16 protein-coding genes are annotated in these 19,612 nt (G+C 48.6%); all 16 read left to right on the top strand.

The window, feature by feature from the left end:
* The first annotated feature begins 3 nt into the window (after positions 1–3).
* The 16 genes from purM (at position 4) to AC4EHB_RS16165 (ending at position 19,520) form a co-directional block, all read left to right on the top strand.
* A complete protein-coding gene (gene purM, locus AC4EHB_RS16240; protein WP_490976579.1) occupies positions 4–1,065 on the top strand; it encodes a phosphoribosylformylglycinamidine cyclo-ligase in 1,062 nt (353 codons plus the stop codon).
* A complete protein-coding gene (gene purN / locus AC4EHB_RS16235) occupies positions 1,055–1,627 on the top strand; it encodes a phosphoribosylglycinamide formyltransferase (RefSeq protein ID WP_490982058.1) in 573 nt (190 codons plus the stop codon). The genes purM and purN overlap by 11 nt, the downstream gene beginning before the upstream one ends.
* A gap of 32 nt (positions 1,628–1,659) precedes the next feature.
* The gene (gene purH / locus AC4EHB_RS16230; protein ID WP_490982057.1) at positions 1,660–3,195 is read left to right on the top strand and encodes a bifunctional phosphoribosylaminoimidazolecarboxamide formyltransferase/IMP cyclohydrolase; all 1,536 of its coding nucleotides are present in this window, start codon (positions 1,660–1,662) and stop codon (positions 3,193–3,195) included.
* A 14-nt stretch (positions 3,196–3,209) separates the two neighbouring features.
* Positions 3,210–4,460: a phosphoribosylamine--glycine ligase gene (purD, locus tag AC4EHB_RS16225; RefSeq protein ID WP_490982066.1), complete on the top strand. Its 1,251-nt coding sequence runs from the start codon at positions 3,210–3,212 to the stop codon at positions 4,458–4,460.
* Positions 4,461–4,665: 205 nt separating this feature from the next.
* Complete coding sequence (locus AC4EHB_RS16220) at positions 4,666–5,256, top strand: N-acetyltransferase (protein ID WP_490976582.1); 591 nt, start codon at positions 4,666–4,668, stop codon at positions 5,254–5,256.
* Between the two features lie 365 nt (positions 5,257–5,621).
* Entirely contained in the window at positions 5,622–7,355 is a 1,734-nt protein-coding gene (locus tag AC4EHB_RS16215; protein WP_490976583.1) for an adenine deaminase C-terminal domain-containing protein, read from the top strand.
* Between the two features lie 2 nt (positions 7,356–7,357).
* A complete protein-coding gene (locus AC4EHB_RS16210; protein WP_490982056.1) occupies positions 7,358–8,413 on the top strand; it encodes a DUF3048 domain-containing protein in 1,056 nt (351 codons plus the stop codon).
* Between the two features lie 35 nt (positions 8,414–8,448).
* Positions 8,449–8,769, top strand: coding sequence for a YerC/YecD family TrpR-related protein (locus AC4EHB_RS16205; RefSeq protein WP_135505830.1), 321 nt, complete (start codon positions 8,449–8,451; stop codon positions 8,767–8,769).
* A 141-nt stretch (positions 8,770–8,910) separates the two neighbouring features.
* Positions 8,911–9,612 carry a heptaprenylglyceryl phosphate synthase gene (pcrB, locus tag AC4EHB_RS16200; protein ID WP_490976585.1) on the top strand — a complete coding sequence of 234 codons (702 nt, stop codon included), beginning with the start codon at positions 8,911–8,913 and terminating at the stop codon, positions 9,610–9,612.
* 37 nt (positions 9,613–9,649) lie between these two features.
* The gene (gene pcrA / locus AC4EHB_RS16195; RefSeq protein ID WP_490982065.1) at positions 9,650–11,857 is read left to right on the top strand and encodes a DNA helicase PcrA; all 2,208 of its coding nucleotides are present in this window, start codon (positions 9,650–9,652) and stop codon (positions 11,855–11,857) included.
* 15 nt (positions 11,858–11,872) lie between these two features.
* Positions 11,873–13,879, top strand: a complete 2,007-nt coding sequence (ligA, locus tag AC4EHB_RS16190) for an NAD-dependent DNA ligase LigA (RefSeq protein ID WP_490976586.1) — start codon at positions 11,873–11,875, stop codon at positions 13,877–13,879.
* A gap of 13 nt (positions 13,880–13,892) precedes the next feature.
* The gene (locus tag AC4EHB_RS16185) at positions 13,893–15,020 is read left to right on the top strand and encodes a CamS family sex pheromone protein (protein ID WP_490976587.1); all 1,128 of its coding nucleotides are present in this window, start codon (positions 13,893–13,895) and stop codon (positions 15,018–15,020) included.
* A 211-nt stretch (positions 15,021–15,231) separates the two neighbouring features.
* Entirely contained in the window at positions 15,232–15,522 is a 291-nt protein-coding gene (gatC, locus tag AC4EHB_RS16180; RefSeq protein WP_490976588.1) for an Asp-tRNA(Asn)/Glu-tRNA(Gln) amidotransferase subunit GatC, read from the top strand.
* A 19-nt stretch (positions 15,523–15,541) separates the two neighbouring features.
* Positions 15,542–17,011, top strand: a complete 1,470-nt coding sequence (gatA, locus tag AC4EHB_RS16175) for an Asp-tRNA(Asn)/Glu-tRNA(Gln) amidotransferase subunit GatA (RefSeq protein ID WP_490976589.1) — start codon at positions 15,542–15,544, stop codon at positions 17,009–17,011.
* On the top strand, positions 17,008–18,438 hold the full coding sequence (gene gatB, locus AC4EHB_RS16170; protein ID WP_490976590.1) for an Asp-tRNA(Asn)/Glu-tRNA(Gln) amidotransferase subunit GatB: 1,431 nt from the start codon (positions 17,008–17,010) through the stop codon (positions 18,436–18,438). The genes gatA and gatB overlap by 4 nt, the downstream gene beginning before the upstream one ends.
* 521 nt (positions 18,439–18,959) lie before the next feature.
* Positions 18,960–19,520, top strand: coding sequence for a thioredoxin family protein (locus AC4EHB_RS16165; protein ID WP_490982064.1), 561 nt, complete (start codon positions 18,960–18,962; stop codon positions 19,518–19,520).
* Positions 19,521–19,612: the final 92 nt, after the last annotated feature.

Below are 19,612 nucleotides of genomic sequence, written 5' to 3'. Positions count from 1 at the left end.
GGTGTGTCAAAAGCATATGAAAAAGCAGGCGTCAATATCGAGGCAGGCTATGAAGCGGTCAATCGCATGAAATCCCATGTCGAGCGTACAGCTCGAAAAGGTTTGATGGGGACATTCGGCGGTTTCGGCGGCATGTTCGATTTATCTGAACTGAAGCTGAAAGAACCTGTCCTTGTGTCCGGTACGGACGGAGTCGGCACGAAACTGAAGCTCGCTTTCATGGCTGATAAGCACGACACGATCGGCATCGACTGCGTAGCGATGTGTGTCAACGATATCGTTGCGCAAGGAGCCGAACCGTTGTTTTTCCTGGACTATATTGCAGTCGGAAAAGCGGTTCCTGAAAAAATCGAGCAGATTGTCAAAGGCGTTGCGGATGGCTGCGTGCAATCCGGCGCCGCATTAATCGGCGGGGAAACGGCTGAGATGCCGGGTCTTTACGATGAAAATGAATACGACATTGCCGGTTTTGCCGTTGGAGCTGCAGAAAAGTCGAATATCGTGACCGGCGAGAAAATACGGGCTGGAGACGTGCTGATCGGACTGGCTTCAAGCGGCATCCATTCCAATGGCTATTCATTGGTGCGCCACATCGTTTTTGAACAAAACCGTTTCCAGCTGGACCAAATTATTGAAGGCTTCGAAGATTTAGGACCGATCGGCAATGAATTGCTGAACCCGACCAAAATCTATGCGAAAACTGTGGCAGCCATCATGGGCGCTGCAGAAGTACGAGGAATGGCGCATGTCACTGGCGGCGGCTTTATCGAAAACTTGCCGCGCATGATGCCTGAAGGCTTGGGCGCTGAAATCGAGCTGGGCTCTTGGCCAGTGCTGCGCATTTTTGACATGCTGCAGGAAAAAGGCGGGTTAGCTGACCGCGATTTGTATTCCGTTTTCAATATGGGCATCGGCTTTGTGCTGGCGGTTGCGCCGGAACAAGCAGAGCAAGTGATGGCAGCGGCGCTGGCGAGCGGCGAACAGGCGTATCGCATCGGCACCGTATCCGCGCAAACCGGCGTTCAATTTACGGGGGAACAGGACGGCACCCTCGATGGCGAATAAACCGAAAATCGCTGTTTTCGCTTCTGGAAACGGCTCGAACTTCCAAGCGATTGCAGACGCAATACAAAACGGCGAACTCCATGCCGAATTGATGCTTGTGGTGACCGACAAGCCACAGGCTTTTGTCGTTGAACGGGCGCAGAAAATGGGCATTGAGCCGTTCGCTTTCAATCCAGCAGAATACGGCTCGAAAGCCATGTACGAAGAAATGCTGAAAGGCAAGTTGTTGGATCTCGGAGTGGAATGGATTGTGCTGGCCGGATTTATGCGGCTGATTGGCCCGATGCTGCTTTCCGCGTTTGAAAACCGCATCGTCAATATCCACCCTTCGGCATTGCCGGCTTTCCCCGGCAAAGACGCAATCGGGCAGACGCTTGCTGCTGGTGCAGAGCAGGCGGGCGTGACGGTGCATGTCGTCGACGCAGGCATGGACACCGGTTCGATCATTGCACAGGAAACTTTTCCTGTAGCGGGGCGCGGCCGAGCAGAAGTTGAAAATCAAATCCACGCAATTGAACACCGGTTATATCCTGCAACTTTACAGCAATTATTCAGCCGGTGATTTCACCGGTTTTATTTTTAGGAGGACTGACAGTGAAGAAAAGGGCGTTATTGAGTGTATCGGATAAATCTGGAATATTGGAGTTTGCACAGCAGTTATCGGCAATGGGCTATGAAATCTTGTCGACAGGCGGCACGAAGCGCTTTTTAGAAGACAATGGCGTGGCGATCACGGCAGTGGACGAAATTACGAAATTCCCTGAAATCCTCGAAGGGCGCGTCAAGACGCTTCACCCGTTAATCCACGGCGGCTTGCTGGCAAAACCGGATGATGAAAGCCACCAAGTTCAAATGAAAGAAAATGGAATTAATCCAATTGATATCGTATGCGTCAATCTTTATCCGTTCCGCGAAACCATTTCGAAACCGGATGTCTCGGTGGATGATGCGATTGAAAACATCGATATCGGCGGACCGACGATGCTCCGGTCCGCAGCAAAAAACCACGCGTACGTTACAGTGATCGTGGATGCATCCGACTATGCAGCAGTTCTTGAAGAATTGAATGGCCAGCAGGCGACGACGCCGGAAACACGGCGCCGCCTGGCAGCTAAAGTATTCCGCCATACAGCGGCATATGATTCCTACATCTCGAATTATTTGACGGAATTGAGCGGAGAAGAATATCCGGAATCGCTGACGCTTACATACGAATTGGCGCAGCCTCTCCGCTATGGTGAAAATCCGCACCAGAAAGCGGCATTTTACCGCAATGCATTGGGCTCGGATTTCTCGATTGCCAACGCCACTCAATTGCACGGCAAAGAGCTTTCTTATAATAATATCCAAGACGCCAATGCCTCGCTGCAGATCATCAAGGAATTCAGCATGCCAGCAGCGGCAGCGGTCAAGCATATGAATCCATGCGGCGTCGGCACCGGCAGCACGATTGCGGAAGCGTTCGCGAAAGCGTACGAAGCCGATTCGACATCGATTTTCGGCGGCATCGTGGCGCTAAACCGCGAAGTGGACGCTGAAACGGCACAGACTTTGAGCACGATTTTCCTTGAAATCGTCATCGCGCCATCTTTCTCGGATGGAGCGCTTGAAATCTTGATGCAGAAGAAAAACATCCGTCTGCTGACAATTCCATTTGGCCATGCTCGTCAGGACAAATGGAACATTACGGCCGTAGAAGGCGGCTTACTCGTGCAACAGCCAGACACTTACGGCTATGAAGACGCCGACATCCGTGTGGCGACGAAGCGCCAGCCGAACGAAGCAGAACTGGAAGCGCTGAAACTTGGCTGGAACGTAGTGAAACATGTGAAATCGAACGCTATTGTAGTATGTGATTCGAATATGACGCTTGGCATAGGCGCTGGCCAGATGAACCGTGTCGGAGCGGCGAAGATTGCGCTTGAGCAAGCGGGCGAGCAGGCTCGCGGCGCTGTAATGGCATCGGATGCATTTTTCCCGATGGCGGATACAGTCGAAGCGGCAGCAAAAGCAGGCATCAAAGCAATCATCCAACCAGGTGGTTCGAAAAAGGACCAGGAGTCGATCGACAAGGCTGATGAATACGGCATAGCGATGGTCTTTACAGGCGTACGCCATTTCAAACATTAAGCGGGGTGTAAATGATGAAGGTTTTGGTAATAGGCAAGGGCGGCCGGGAACACGCGATTGCCCGCCAGTTTTCAAGGTCCGCCTCGATCAGCCGCGTTTATGCCGCTCCCGGTAATGACGGCATGCAAGGCGATGCGGAACTGATCGGAATAGATGAAATGGATTTTGCGGCATTAAGCGATTTTGCTGTAGAACATGAAATCGACTTTACATTTGTTGGCCCCGAACAGCCGCTTGCAGAAGGCATTGTGGACTGGTTTACAAAACGCCAGTTGCGCATTTTCGGCCCTACAAAAATTGCAGCGCAGATTGAAGGCAGCAAAGCTTTTGCCAAAGAGTTGATGGATAGAGCGAATATCCCGACAGCTGCTTATGAGACGTTTACGGAAACCGGAGCAGCGATTGAGTTTATCCGCCGACACGGTGCGCCGATCGTCATCAAAGCGGATGGATTGGCAGCAGGAAAAGGCGTCGTTGTCGCCATGTCCGAACAGGAAGCGATTGCGGCGGTCAATGATATGCTAGAAGGCGAGAAATTCGGTGAGTCAGGTTCGCGTGTTGTTATCGAGGAATTCCTGGACGGCGAAGAATTCTCGTTCATGTCATTCGTTTACGGGGAAAAAATTTACCCGATGCCAATTTCACAGGACCATAAGCGGGCATTTGATGGTGACCGCGGCCCAAACACAGGGGGCATGGGTGCATATTCGCCAGTGCCGCAAATCCCTGAATCGGTGGTGCAAGAAACGTACGCTAAAATTGTGCAGCCCGCGGTTAAAGCGATGGCAGCAGAAGAGACTCCCTTCAATGGCATTCTTTATGCCGGCATCATCCTGACACCGGAAGGGCCGAAAGTAATCGAATTCAATGCGCGTTTCGGCGACCCGGAAACGCAAGTCGTACTGCCGCGCATGGCATCGGATTTCGGTTTGTTCATGGACGCCATCCTAGACAGCCGGCCTTTTGAGCTGGAATGGGATGACCGCTCTGTATTAGGCGTCGTTGTAGCGGCCGAAGGCTACCCGGATTCTGTTCAAAAAGGTGCGCTGCTTCCTGACATAGCGAAACTGGAAGGCGTCGAAGTCACTCATGCCGGCACGAAAAAAACCGGCAGCGGTTTTGCCGGCAACGGCGGCCGAGTGCTTTTCGTCTCTGCTGCTGGAGAAGACCTCCAACAAGCCCAGCACAAGGTCTACGAGGAGCTCGGCAAGCTTGATTGGAAAGACTTCTTCTTCCGTTCAGATATCGGCTGGCGTGCAATGTAAAACTCCATATGGTATAATATTACGTGACACAAATTCTTAGGAAAATGTGTCATTTTTTTCATTATCCCGCCCTTGGGATATTGAATAATAGTTGAGGATTTTCAACAGCCCACTTTTACCTCTAAACCACACTTCAGATTGACTTAGTCAAACCAGACTCCGTGTAAAATCAGCAGGGCATCAAATTTCGGAAGGAGCAACATTTATGAATTGGTACGAAAAATTAAATCAGTATTTCCCGGTAGAAGAAATGAAATCGAAAGAACATATGGACTCGCTTTTAAAAGAAAAAGGCAGTGTTTATTTTAAAGACGAGGGTCCTCATCATGTCTTGATGTTTGCAGAGTTTCCGACGTTCTCGTTTGTCGATTATTTATTTGTCTCAAAAGAATCACGCGGCAGCGGGCTTGGGAAAAAAGCTTTGCAATTCCTGAAAGATAAGAAAAAGCCGATCATCCTTGAAGTCGAACCTGTAGACTATGAAGATACAGACAGTGAAAAGCGCCTTCGCTTCTATGCGCGTGAAGGTTTCGAGCACGCCGCTTCGATCGGCTATTGCCGCCGTTCACTCGCGACAGGCGAACAAAACTCGATGGAGATCCTGTACTGGGCTCCGAACAACGAAACAGAAGAAGAAATTTTCGAAGCAATGAAGAGAATGTATGGTGAAATCCACACGTATAAAGATACTCATTTCTACGGCGAATCATATGAGCCGGTATCGAAGGTCCTGACGTTCGAAGAAGAGGAAAAAGACAACGTCCTCGACCCGTTCAACAAGCCAATCTCAAACTAATCAGCATTTTAATACCAACCTGCGCAGAATCCATTCTGCGCAGGTTTTATTTTTGTCCGCTTCTTAAGCATTAGTTATATAAGTTGAACTATTAATATTTCACTGCTGATAAGGAGCAAAACAGCTACGCTGCCCCGCAGGCGTCTCCGCTGTTTTGCTCCTTATCAAGAAATTTCTTGGCAGAGCCATACCCAAGGCGTCCGAAGCGGTATAAAGAAATATTCCATTCTAAAATAGAATATAATGGATTTTTTGTGTCAAAATCTAATCTGAATGTTCTAATATTATACAGTCTTGCCTGTATTTTAATGCATTGTTATGCTACGATATTATGTATGGAAATAGATTGAAAGAAGGTGCCGGCAATGGTGAATCCGTTATGGAGAAATAGAGAAATCAGGGAACAACTTAAAATAATTACAAAAGAGGCCTCGCCGGATCTTGTGCTGAAAAACGCTACATATTTGCATGGTATTTTCAAGAAATGGGTTACTGGTAATATATGGATAAAAGGCGATCGCATCGTTTATGCAGGCAAAGACATGCCCTTGATCGGCAATTCCACAGAAGTCCAAGACATGGCAGGGAAATGGCTCGTGCCGGGTTATATTGAACCCCATGTCCACCCATTCCAGCTATACAACCCTCAGACATTTGCCGATTACGCGGCGCAAGGCGGGACGACGTCGTTCTTATCTGACAACCTGACATTGTTTTTGTCATTGGAAAATGAGAAAGCGTTTTCATTACTGGATAAAATTGCGGAACTGCCGTTTACATTCTATTGGTGGACGCGTTTTGATTCACAGACGGAATTGCTCGATGAAGATAAATTGTTCACTTCCAAATCCGTGGGGGAATGGCTCGACCGTCCGGATGTTTTGTTGGGCGGCGAATTGACGGGCTGGCCAAAATTGATGGCTGGCGACGATCAGATGCTGTATTGGATTCAGAAAGCGAAAATAGGGCTGAAGAAGATAGAAGGGCATTTTCCAGGAGCTTCGGAGAAGACGCTTGCGAAGATGAAATTGCTAGGAGCTGACGGAGACCACGAATCGATGACAGCTGATGAAGTCGAAGCTCGTTTATTGCATGGCTACGGCGTAACCTTGCGCCATTCTTCAATTCGTCCAGATCTGCCTCTATTGCTGAAGGAAATCGTGGAACGCGACTTGAACGTTTTTGACAAATTGATGATGACGACTGATGGCTCGACGCCGGCTTTCCATTTGGACGGCGTAATGGACCTGTGCATTAAAATTGCTTTAGAGGCAGGAGTACCGGAAATCGACGCATATATGATGGCTTCTTATAATGTAGCGCGGTATTACAATGTCACGAGCCTGCACGGCTTGATAGCGACCGGCAGATATGCCAACATCAATATCCTGGATACTCCTAGCAATCCTGTGCCATCGGGCGTCATTTCAAAAGGCGTTTGGCTGAAGAGGGAGGGCGTGAAAGTGTATTCGCTTCCCGCAGTGGATTGGTCAGTGCTGCCTGATTTAAACTTGAATTTCGACCTGACAGAAGACGATTTCCAGTTTTCGATGCCATTCGGTATTGAAATGGTCAACGATGTCATCACGAAGCCTTATTCGGTGAGCGTCGATACACACGATGGCCAGTTGTCAAAAAAGCATGAGGAAAGTTTTCTCATGCTTTTGGACAAGCACGGGAAATGGCGGGTCAATACGCTAATCAAAGGCTTTGCCTCTGGCGTCAGCGGATTCGCATCTTCTTACTCGAATACAGGTGACATTATCTTGATCGGCAAAAACCGGGAAGATATGAAGGCCGCTTTCGAAGAAGTGAAGCGCATGAAGGGTGGAATCGTTCTCATGGAAGATGGTGAAATGGTCTGCTCGCTGCCACTGCCAATCGGCGGGACGCTGTCCGACTTGCCGATGGAACAATTGATACCGAAAGAACAGGAATTGAAACAGGCGTTAAGAGAGCGTGGCTATAAACACGGCGACGCAATCTACACGCTGCTGTTCTTGCAGGCTACACATTTGCCGTATGTGCGGATAACGCAAAGAGGTATTTATGACGTCATGAATAAAAAAATCCTGTTTCCCGCATTCATGAGGCAGTAGCCATGAAAAAGTGGACAATCGCAATCATTGTTTTGTTGCTGGCAATCGGGGCAGGCAGCGTTTACTGGATGATGCAAAAAGATCAAGATCAAGAACAAGAACCTGAAAATGGACAGGAGGAGCCTGCGGAACCTGGCGAAGAGCCGGGCGCGCAGGCCTTTGCGCCGTTCACGGGAAGAGTGGAAGGCGGTCCGTTCACGAGCCGTCCGGTGATGACAGTCATCAATAACCATCCGGATGCGCGACCGCATACAGGCTTGAATGAAGCGGATATCGTCTTTGAATTTATCGCGGAATACAACATCACGCGTTTATCGGCTTTATACCAAAGTACATTCCCTGAAGAAATGGGGCCGATTCGCAGCGCCCGCGAATATTTTGTTGGACTGGCGGCTGCATATGACGCTTTTTTCGTTGCCCATGGCTATAGTCCGGAAGCATACACAATGCTGGAGTCGGGGATGGTTGATCATATCAACGGCATCGATTACGACGGGTCGCTATTCCAGCGCTCGACCGACCGGATTGCGCCGCATAATTCCTATATCACATATGAGAATATCAAAATCGGAATGGAAATGACGGACGCTTCACCCGATTACAGCACTAAAGCGCCTTATGCTTTCTTTAAGGGCTCCGGAAATGGTAAAATATCGGAACAGGCATCAACGCTTGAAGTAAGGTATGGGCAAGACCCTAATTTTACAAGCGCCTTTACGTACGATGAAACAGTTCAGCGCTATAAGCGGTCTTCGGGAGGGATTCCGACGGTCGATAAAGAGACGCTGCAGCAGACAGAAGTTGCAAATGTCCTGGTGTTCGAGGCGGACCACGAGACGATTGACGCTAAAGGGCGGCAGTCGATCGACCTTGAAAGCGGAGGGAAAGCGTTGCTTTTCCAAAGCGGCGGTGTCCGTGAAATAGAGTGGATTTCACAAGGCGGCATGCTCATTCCGGCCGCAAACAACGAGACGGTCGAACTCGTTCCGGGGAAGACGTGGATCCATATCGTGCCCACCGATCCCGGAATGGAACAATCAGTCCGCTACACCCCTTGACAAAAAGGGCAGAAATGAAAGGATGGTTATGCCGCATGCAGGTTGATAAGATCCGTGGAAATCAGACAGACCAATTAATAGAAGCAGTCCTTGCGTTAAAAGATAAAGAAGAAGCGTATCGTTTTTTCGATGATTTATGCACCATCAGTGAAATCCAATCGCTGTCCCAGCGTTTGGAAGTCGCCCGTATGCTGCGCTTGAAAAAAACTTACGAAAAAATAAAAAACGAAACCGGTGCAAGTACGGCGACGATTTCACGTGTGCGCCGCTGCCTGAATTACGGCAACGACGGGTACGACGAGATGCTTGGCCGGCTTTATCCGGAAGAAAAACCATTCCAGCTGCCAACAGACTGACCGCATCGTGCAGCCGTCTTGCTAGGCGCAGCGTTTGAAAAGGGGGCTATCCCATAAGTCGAATATCAGACTTATGGGATAGCCCCCTTTTTTTTGTTATAATGGAGAGATGAAATACGATTTATAGTTAGGTGGATGAATGTGGACTTCCATACATGGCGGCATGTCTTCAAACTGGATCCGGCTAAGCCGATTTCGGATGGACAGTTGGAACGAATTTGCGAATCTGGGACTGATGCCATCTTGATTGGCGGAAGCGATAATGTCACACTCGACAATGTCTTGGATTTAATGGTGCGCGTCCACCGGTATAATGTACCGGCTGTGCTCGAAGTTTCGACGATCGATTCGGTGGCGCCCGGATTCGATTATTATTTCATCCCGACCGTACTGAACAGCGAAGATCCGCGTTGGGTCAAAGGGCTGCATCATGAAGCAATACGGGAATATGGGGAAATCATGGATTGGGATGAATTGATTCCCGAAGGCTATTGCATTTTGAACCCCGCTTGCAAGGCTGCAAATCTGACGCAGGCCGACACGGAGCTCACGACGGAAGATGTTATTGCCTACGCGAGGATGGCGGAACATTTTTTCCGGCTGCCGATTTTTTATCTGGAATACAGCGGAGTTTACGGCGATCCGAAATTGGTGGCTGAAGTGAAAGAAGTCCTGTCCAAAACGCGGCTATTTTACGGCGGCGGCATCGATGGCGCTGAAAAAGCGATTGAGATGGCCGGTGCGGCGCATACGATTGTTGTCGGAAATATCATTTATGAAAATATAGAAAACGCGATTGCGACCGTTCAGGCGGTTGCGGAAATGGACAAGCAGTCGCTATAATAAAAAGAACAGACGTTCGAGGTGGTGCACAGTGGAAATGATTACAAATAGTTTATTGAACGGGATGAATCCCGAACAGGCAGAAGCCGTACAAGCAACCGAAGGGCCATTATTGATAATGGCGGGTGCAGGGTCAGGCAAGACGCGTGTGCTAACACACCGTATCGCTTATTTGGTATTGGAAAAGCAAGTTTACCCGTCCAATATCCTCGCGATCACTTTTACCAATAAAGCGGCGCGTGAAATGCGCAACCGGATTGACGGATTGCTTGGCCATGGTACGGGCCAACGCATGTGGGCGTCTACGTTTCACTCGATGTGTGTACGTATTTTGCGCCGCGATATCGACCGCATCGGCTTTTCGAAAAACTTTTCAATTTTGGATACGACCGACCAATTGACAGTTATTAAAAATGTTTTAAAACAGCTGAACCTCGATCCGAAGAAATTCGAGCCCCGGACGATGCTGAACGCGATTTCCTCTGCGAAAAATGAATGCATTACAGCTGAAGAGTTTGCGGCTAATATGAATGCCCATAATCCGTACGAAAAAACCGTGTCGGAAGTTTATGCGGCATACGCGAAGCGGCTGCAGAAAAACCAGTCGCTCGATTTCGATGATTTGATCATGACGACTTTGACTTTATTCAACAAGGTGCCGGAAGTGCTGGAATATTACCAGAATAAATTCCATTATATCCACGTCGATGAATACCAGGATACGAACAATGCCCAATACCAATTGGTGCAGAAACTGGCGAGCAAGTTCAAGAATATTTGCGTTGTTGGCGACTCTGACCAGTCTATTTACCGTTGGCGCGGGGCGGATATCACGAATATCCTGTCTTTTGAAAAAGATTATCCGAACGCGAAAGTCATCATGCTTGAACAAAATTACCGTTCGACAAAGCGGATCTTGCAGGCAGCGAATGATGTCATCAAGAAAAATACAAGCCGCTACCCGAAAGAGCTGCGCACAGACAATGCAGATGGCCCGGCGATTACCTTGCATAAAGCAGGGGACGAGCGGCAGGAAGCGCAATACGTTGTGCAGGAAATCCAAAAGCTCATGCACGAAGAAGGCTATAAAACGTCCGATTTCGCAATCCTTTACCGCACAAACGCACAGTCACGGATACTGGAAGAAATGTTCGTCAAGTCGAATATGTCCTATACAATCGTCGGCGGAACGAAGTTCTATGACCGCAAAGAAATCAAGGATCTGCTGGCGTATCTGCGGCTGATTGCAAACAATGACGACGACTTGTCGCTAGCGCGCATCATCAATGAACCAAAACGGGGAATCGGTGCGACATCGTTCGAGAAGATGGCCCGTTTCGCGATTGACCAAGACCGCACCATCATGGATTCGCTGCAGGAAGTTGATTTCATGGGGCTGACGCCGAAGACTGCGCAGACCGCACTTGAATTCCACACAATGGTCAACGGCTTCACACAAATGCAGGAATACTTGTCGGTCACAGAGCTGGTCGAGGAAGTGCTGAAAAAATCAGGCTACCGCCAAATGCTGCAAAACGATAAAACAATCGAAGGCGAAAGCCGGTTGGAAAACTTGAACGAATTCCTGTCCGTTACACAGGCATTCGAAAAACAAAGCGATGACAAATCGCTGGTTGCGTTCTTGACGGATCTCGCATTGATCTCCGATATCGACTCACTCGATGACGATGAAGATGCAGACGGACCAATCATCTTGATGACGATGCATGCTGCAAAAGGGCTGGAGTTCCCAGTCGTCTTCATCATCGGGCTTGAAGAAAACGTTTTTCCGCACTCGCGTTCGAATAATGACGACGATGAGCTGGAAGAAGAGCGCCGCCTGGCTTATGTGGGCATCACCCGCGCAGAGAAACGGCTGTATTTGACGCACGCAACTTCGCGTACGCTGTTCGGTAAAAGCAATTACAATATGCCTTCGCGTTTCATCAGCGAAATTTCAGAAGAATTGATTGAGCCGACATTCGCGAACCACCGTGCCGGCGCGGCTACGAGTTACAGGCAGTCGCCGAAGCGCGCAGCGGTCACACGCCCTGCCTATAAACAATCTGGCGGAGACAAGCTCGGCTGGAAAGCGGGCGACCGTGCGACGCATAAAAAATGGGGCACTGGCACTGTTGTCAACGTCAAAGGTGAAGGCGAACAGGTCGAGCTCGATATCGCCTTCCCAAGCCCGGTCGGCATCAAGCGGCTATTGGCGAAGTTTGCACCGATTGAAAAAGAATAAGCAGGAGGATGTCCAATGGACCGAATACAAGCAGAACAACGAGTGATTGAGTTGAACGAAACGCTAAGGGCTTACGGCCATGCCTATTATGTGCTGGACAAGCCGGAAGTGCCTGATGCAGTATATGACCAATTGCTGAACGAATTGATCGAACTTGAAAACTTGTATCCCGATTTGATTTTCCCGGATTCTCCTACACAGCGCGTCGGGGGCACTCCGATTTCGAATTTCGAAAAAGTGAACCATTCAAGTCCGATGCTCAGCTTATCGAACGTATTCAATGAAGAAGATATCCGTGAATTTGATAAACGCGTGCGCAGCGGCGCCGGAGACAACATTGAATATGTCTGCGAGCTGAAAATCGATGGCCTTGCAGTGGCGCTTCATTACGAAAACGGCCAATTTGTCCGCGGGGCGACCCGGGGAGATGGACGCATAGGCGAAGACATCACGGTTAACCTTCGGACCGTCAGGACTATTCCATTGAAACTGAATGATTCCGTAGAGATTGAAGTTCGCGGGGAAGTCTTCATGCCGAAGAAATCGTTTCATGGCTTGAATGCTGAACGCGGCGAGCGCGGTGAAGAATTGTTCGCTAATCCGCGCAACGCGGCAGCCGGATCGCTGCGCCAGCTGGATCCGAAGATTGCGGCAAGCCGCAATTTAGACGTATTCATTTATGGCATCGGCAGCGAAGGCGAATCGTACGGTTTAAGTGAACATGAAGAATCGCTGAAATACGTTGAAAAGGTCGGCTTTAAGACGAATAATGAGCGCCGGGTCTGCAAAAGTGTCGAAGAAGTGCTGGCGTTCATCGAACACTGGCAGGAGCAGCGCTCGGAGTTGCCATATGAAATAGACGGCATCGTCATTAAAGTGAACCGTTACTTGCATCAACAGGATTTAGGCTTTACTGCGAAGAGCCCGAAATGGGCGACTGCTTACAAATTCCCGGCCGAAGAAGTGATGACTACTGTCAGGGATATTGAGCTTAGTGTCGGCCGTACGGGCGTCGTCACTCCAACTGCTATCCTCGATCCGGTATCAGTGGCAGGAACCACAGTACAGCGGGCTTCGCTGCATAACGAAGATTTGATCAAAGAAAAAGACATCCGCATCGGCGATAAAGTGATCATCCGCAAAGCGGGCGACATCATCCCGGAAGTGGTGTCCGCAATTGTGGACCAACGGACAGGAACGGAAGAGCCGTTTGAAATGCCCACCAATTGCCCGGCATGCGACAGCGATCTGGTGCGCATTGAAGGCGAAGTGGCGCTGCGGTGCGTCAACCCGCAATGCCCTGCGCAAATAACGGAAGGGCTGATCCATTTCGTGTCGCGCAATGCCATGAACATAGAAGGACTGGGCGAAAAAGTAATTGAACAATTATATCGGGAAGGCTTGATCGCTGATTTTTCCGACCTCTATAAATTGACGAAAGAACAAGTTATAGACCTGGACCGTATGGGCGAGAAGTCAGCGGCGAACCTGATCGCCGCCATTGATGCTTCCCGCAGAAATTCCATGGAACGATTGCTGTTCGGCCTTGGCATCCGACACGTTGGGGAACGGGGCGCACGCATTTTGTCCGAGCATTTTGGTTCGATGCAAAAATTGATGGAAGCCACAAAAGAAGAATTGGTTGAAATCCATGAAATCGGTGAGAAAATGGCCGATTCTATTGTCGCTTATTTTGATGCAGAAGAAGTTCAGCAATTAATGGAACGTTTAGCGGAAGCGAACGTCAATTTAACGTATACCGGGACTCGCGTAATTGTTGAAGCGGGAGCGAATGCTTTCGCCGGCAAGAAGATCGTTCTGACTGGCAAACTCGAGCAATTGACGCGCGGCGAAGCACAAGAACGTATCGAAGCGCTTGGCGGCAAAGTGTCTGGCAGCGTCAGTAAAAAGACCGATTTGGTCATTGCAGGCGAAGAAGCCGGTTCGAAGCTGGAAAAAGCGCTTGAGCTGAAAGTGGATGTCTGGGACGAAGTACGCCTCTTGGAAGAATTGAGTAAATGAGGAGATTTATAAAATGAAACGCATTTGGTGGATACCGGTCAGCATGCTATTGCTGGCAGGCTGTGTGCCTTCCGCATCAGAAGAAGCGGAAGTGCTGAGTACAGAAGAAGAAGCAGAGACAGCAATCATTCCGAGCATTCAGCTCGATGACCGGTATTACCGGACATTGCTGCCATATAAACAAAGTGCCACGCGCGGAACAATCATCAACCGGCTGAATTCCCGCTATGATATTGAAGAAGCGGAAGACGGTTTGCTGCGTTTGTCACAGCGCCAGTTTTCGCCTGACGATTATTATTTCCAGGAAGGCCAAAAAATCACCCGTGAAGACGCCAGTGCCTGGCTAAGCCGCAAGAGCAAGGAAAACGCTCTTGGACTGAATGCAGCCGACTCGCGCGATGCTAAACAGAAAAAAGCAGGCGACCGTCCAGCCGCTGAAATTCTGGCGCATATCGTCGAACAGAATTATTTGGTAAAGACCGATAAAGAAACCATCCGGCTAGGCGGCGTTTCAATCGGGTTGGCTTTGAATTCGATCTATTATAATTCCGTCGATGAAGTTTCCTATGAAGAATCGATTTCGCAAGCCCAACTGAACAAAGAAGGCAAGCGCATGGCAGCAGAAATCATCAAGCGCCTGCGTGAAAAAGAAGGCATGAAAGACATTCCAATCACGGTGGGCCTATTCAAGCAAAGCAGCCGTGGCGCAATTGCACCGGGAACTTATTTTGCATACGGTGTCGCGCCGGGAGGCGAAAACGACGTTGCAAACTGGACGCCGGTCAAAGAGGAATATGTTATTTTCCCGACATCCGGTTCAGAAGACAAATACCGTGATGTCGATACTTCGTTCCGGAACTTCAAGATGGATGTAGAAGAATACTTCTCGAATTTCACAAGTGTCATTGGAACGGGCTTTTATCAGGAAGACCAATTACGCAGGCTGAAAGTGGATATACCTGTACAATTCTATGGCTCTGCTGAGCTGATCGGCTTCACGCAATATTTAACGGGGCTGGTACTGGAGCATTTCCCAGAGAACATTGAAGTGGAAGTCAGTGTCACGTCAACAAACGGGCCGGAAGCGCTTGTCCTTAGAAAAGCAGGACAAACCGAACCGATTGTCCACATTTATGATTAATTTGCACCGGAATAGGGACAGCCATGCGGCTGTCCCTATTCAATGTTTTGTCCAGACACAAGCGCACAATTCCCTGGAGTCATAAGCCAACCCAGCTGTGTAGCAAAGAGTGATCTATCTTATGCCCGTCGAACCTAGATGGTCGCTTTCGCTTTTCTTAGAAAAATGGTATGATATAGCGTATGTTTACTGAATCCGGAGGTGTAGAGAAATGGCGAAAATAACAAAAGAAGAAGTGATCGAAGTAGCGCATTTGGCGCGCTTGGCCATCACTGATGATGAAGCGGTACATTTTGCTGACCAATTGGAAGCCATCACGAATGCGATGGAATTGCTCAACGAATTAGACACGGATAACGTGGAGCCGACAACGCATGTATTGTCGATGGTTAACGTATTGCGTGAAGATAAAGCAGAAGCTGGATTAGACCGCGAACTGGTTTTGAAAAACGTAAAAGAACACGAAGCCGGTCAAATTAAAGTTCCAACTATACTAGATTGATTGTGAGGAGGGAAAAAACATGGGCTTAGCAAATAAAACCGCAGCGGAGCTGCAGGAAATGATACATACAAAAGAAACGACGATTGCTGAAATGGCTGAAAATGCATTTGGGCGCATTGCTGAATTGGATTCAGATGTCGACGCTTTTTTAGCGCTTGATAAAGAAGGCGCTTTGAAAAGAGCCGCGCAATTGGATGGAGTGCCAATGAGCGAGCGAGGACCATTATTCGGTTTGCCGATCGGCGTAAAAGACAATATTGTTACTGAAGGCATTGAAACGACAGCATCAAGCCGCATTTTAGAGGGCTTCAACCCGATCTACAATGCATCTGTCGTCGAAAAATTGAACGCGGCTGGCATGGTCATTGTCGGCAAATTAAACATGGATGAATTTGCAATGGGTTCTTCCAACGAAAACTCGTATTACAAAAACACGAAAAACCCATGGAACTTGGAAACTGTTCCAGGCGGTTCTTCAGGTGGATCAGCTGCGGCAGTTGCTGCAGGAGAAGTGCCTTTTACATTAGGGTCTGACACTGGCGGGTCGATTCGCCAGCCGGCTGCTTTCTGCGGCGTAGTAGGCATGAAGCCAACATACGGAAGGGTTTCACGATTCGGTTTAATCGCTTATGCTTCGTCATTGGATCAAATCGGTCCGATTACGCGCACTGTTAAAGACAATGCATTATTATTGAATGTTATCTCGGGGCATGACGAAAAAGACTCGACTTCCGCAAACGTTGAAGTGCCGGACTTTGCTGCTGCTTTAACGGGCGACATTAACGGGCTGCGCATCGGCGTGCCAAAAGAATATTTTGCAGAAGGTGTCGGAGAAGCCGTAAAACAAGCGGTACGCGATGCATTGAAAGTTCTTGAAGAAAAAGGCGCGACATGGGAAGAAATTTCTCTGCCGCATTCTAAATATGCACTTGCTACGTATTACTTGATCGCTTCTTCGGAAGCTTCATCGAATTTGTCGCGTTTTGACGGTATTCGCTATGGCTACCGCACAGAGAAAGCGGGCAATTTGCTTGATTTCTATATGAATACCCGTTCTGAAGGATTCGGCGATGAAGTGAAGCGCCGCATCATGCTCGGAACTTATGCGTTGAGTTCAGGCTATTACGACGCTTACTATAAAAAAGCGCAAAAAGTGCGCACACTTATCAAACAGGATTTCGACAAAGCGTTTGAAAAGTACGATGTTATCATTGGGCCAACAACTCCGACGCCTGCTTTTAAAATCGGCGAAAAAATTGATGATCCGTTAACAATGTATGCCAATGATATCTTGACGATTCCAGTCAACCTTGCGGGAGTTCCGGCCATTTCGATTCCGTGCGGTTTCGACAATGGCTTGCCGCTCGGCTTGCAAATCATTGGAAAATATTTCGACGAAGAAACAGTTTACCGCGTTGCGGATGTTTTCGAACAGGCAACCGATTTCCATAAAAAAACTCCTCAAGTATGGGAGGGAGCAGCCAAATGAATTTTGAAACGATTATCGGCCTCGAAGTACACGTCGAGCTGAAAACAGAATCCAAAATGTTTTCGCCTGCACCTGCCCATTTCGGTGCAGAACCGAATACAAATACCAATGTCATCGACTTGGGCTATCCGGGCGTCTTGCCAGTAGTCAATAAGCGCGCAGTAGATTGGGCAATGAAAGCTGCATTAGCATTAAACTGCGAAATCAACCGCCACACGAAATTCGACCGAAAAAACTATTTTTATCCGGACAACCCGAAAGCTTATCAGATTTCACAATTCGATGAGCCGATCGGTGAACACGGCTGGATCGAAATCGAAGTAAAAGGCGAGAAAAAACGCATTGGCATCACGCGCCTTCATATGGAAGAAGACGCTGGGAAGCTGACGCATACAGGGAACGGCCATTCATTGGTCGACTTGAACCGCCAAGGCACGCCGTTGATTGAAATCGTTTCTGAACCGGATATCCGGACGCCGGAAGAAGCCTATGCTTATTTGGAAAAAATCAAAGCAATCATCCAATACACAGGTGTTTCTGATGTGCGGATGGAAGAAGGCTCACTTCGCTGCGACGCCAATATTTCATTGCGTCCATATGGCCAGGAACAATTCGGTACAAAAACAGAATTGAAAAACTTGAACTCGTTCAACTTTGTGCGCAAAGGGATCGAGCACGAGCAAATCCGCCAAGAGGAAGTATTGCTGTCAGGCGGCATTATCCAGCAGGAAACGCGCCGCTACGACGAATCAACAGGCAAAACATTGCTTATGCGCATCAAAGAAGGCTCAGACGATTACCGTTACTTCCCGGAACCGGATCTTGTCGACATTGTCATTGACGATGCTTGGCTAGAGCGCGTCCGCGCAGAAATCCCGGAGTTGCCTGACGCTCGGAAAGTGCGTTATGTAGCAGAAATGGGCTTGTCGGAATACGATGCGATGATCTTAACGCTCGCAAAACCGATTTCCGATTTCTTTGAAGCGACGGTTGCAGCCGGAGCTGATGCAAAATTAACTGCCAACTGGCTGATGGGCGAAATTTCAGCTTACCTGAACGCCCAACAGAAAGAATTGGCGGATACGGCATTGACGCCGGAAGGTTTGGCAGGCATGATCAAACTGATTTCCGACGGTACGATTTCAACGAAAATTGCCAAAAAAGTCTTGACCGAACTCTTTGAAAAAGGCGGAGACGCTAACGATATCGTCAAAGCCAAAGGGCTTGTCCAGATTTCCGACGACGCAACATTGCGCGGACTGGTCACAAACTCGCTGGACAACAATCCCCAATCGATCGAAGATTTCAAAAACGGCAAGGACCGCGCAATCGGCTTTTTAGTCGGCCAAATCATGAAAGCGACAAAAGGGCAGGCGAATCCGCCAATGCTCAATAAAATCCTTCTCGAGGAAATTGCGAAAAGGTAAACTAAATGGCCCGCCAAGCGGGCCATTTTTTTTTATACTTCTTGGTATTTTTTCATTGCGCTCCCAGGCGGACGCGTTCCGCGGGCCTGGCTTCAGCCGCTTCCCTCGCTGCGAAAACCGTTGCTCCTGCAGCGCTATGCGCTTCGTCGCAAAGGCATCGCCCCAATTCTTGGGTCCATGCCTTCGCAGCTGTTTTGCGGAATATCGGTTAATTAATTGCTAAATAAATTTGGAATACAGAACCTTATTAACAATCTAAATGATTTACTTGCCGGGCCATTTCTTATTCCCAAAAAAAGTTAGAACAATATGGGTTGATGCTTTGGCATTCTGGCAGTAAACTAAGAGGGATGGCAAATCCTGACTGCAAAGCAGGTATGCCGCTTAGTTTTGCTGACCTTCAAAAAAGGGTAAAGAATAGCTTACAAGGACTTCACGCAAAACAGACAGAAGGGTTCTGCCTGCAGATGCGCGGGGAATCTGATAATCGATTCAAGCGATGAAGGAGAAGTGATTTGCTTATGACAACGGAGCAGCAGTATTTCGAGAATGGCATTCCGATTGAAAGCTATATGGCCCAAATGGAATCCAACCAAGAAAAGTCCTATTCGATTTATGAGAAATTCAATTTGCCTGAAGACCCGGAATTGACGGCTTTGCTGAAAGAAAAGCAGCCGCATATTTTGGTGATTACAGAAGACTGGTGCGGCGACGCGATGATGAACAACGCGATTCTGCGGAAAATGGCAGAAGCTTCCGGCATTAAGGTCCGCTGCATCGCAAGAGATGAGAACCTGGAATTGATGGATCGCTATTTGACGAATGGCGGCCGCTCGATTCCGATATACCTGATTCTATCGCCGGATGGCGAGGTGCTGGGGACGTGGGGCCCAAGAGCACCGCTAGTCCAGGATTTCGTGGATGAGCAAAAAGCGAAGCTCCCGGAAAAAACCGATCCCCAATACGAAATCCACACGAAAACGATTTATGGGGAAATTTCGGATGGCTTTACGTGGAATAGCGATTTTTGGCAAATGGTGTATGATGATTTACGGAAAGCGTTCATGGAAAGTTTGAAGTAAGGGAAGGCCGGCTCAATGTCGGTTTTTTTCTTGGCTGGAACTTTTTTGGACGCAATGAATCCTATAGAGTATAAAGAACGTTAAGAAAGGCT

It is taken from the genome of Planococcus sp. TJ-302, assembly GCF_058268455.1.
The sequence above is the reverse complement of the archived record's forward strand: the minus strand, read 5'-3'. Positions and strand labels throughout refer to the sequence as shown.

Coding starts and splice junctions, on each gene's coding strand:
- AC4EHB_RS16205 (WP_135505830.1), top strand. CDS start 8,449: ATGCAGGTTGATAAGATCCGTGGAAATCAGACAGACCAATTAATAGAA.
- gatB (WP_490976590.1), top strand. CDS start 17,008: ATGAATTTTGAAACGATTATCGGCCTCGAAGTACACGTCGAGCTGAAA.
- pcrA (WP_490982065.1), top strand. CDS start 9,650: ATGATTACAAATAGTTTATTGAACGGGATGAATCCCGAACAGGCAGAA.
- purN (WP_490982058.1), top strand. CDS start 1,055: ATGGCGAATAAACCGAAAATCGCTGTTTTCGCTTCTGGAAACGGCTCG.
- AC4EHB_RS16215 (WP_490976583.1), top strand. CDS start 5,622: ATGGTGAATCCGTTATGGAGAAATAGAGAAATCAGGGAACAACTTAAA.
- AC4EHB_RS16185 (WP_490976587.1), top strand. CDS start 13,893: ATGAAACGCATTTGGTGGATACCGGTCAGCATGCTATTGCTGGCAGGC.
- purD (WP_490982066.1), top strand. CDS start 3,210: ATGAAGGTTTTGGTAATAGGCAAGGGCGGCCGGGAACACGCGATTGCC.
- gatA (WP_490976589.1), top strand. CDS start 15,542: ATGGGCTTAGCAAATAAAACCGCAGCGGAGCTGCAGGAAATGATACAT.
- ligA (WP_490976586.1), top strand. CDS start 11,873: ATGGACCGAATACAAGCAGAACAACGAGTGATTGAGTTGAACGAAACG.
- AC4EHB_RS16220 (WP_490976582.1), top strand. CDS start 4,666: ATGAATTGGTACGAAAAATTAAATCAGTATTTCCCGGTAGAAGAAATG.
- AC4EHB_RS16165 (WP_490982064.1), top strand. CDS start 18,960: ATGACAACGGAGCAGCAGTATTTCGAGAATGGCATTCCGATTGAAAGC.
- AC4EHB_RS16210 (WP_490982056.1), top strand. CDS start 7,358: ATGAAAAAGTGGACAATCGCAATCATTGTTTTGTTGCTGGCAATCGGG.
- gatC (WP_490976588.1), top strand. CDS start 15,232: ATGGCGAAAATAACAAAAGAAGAAGTGATCGAAGTAGCGCATTTGGCG.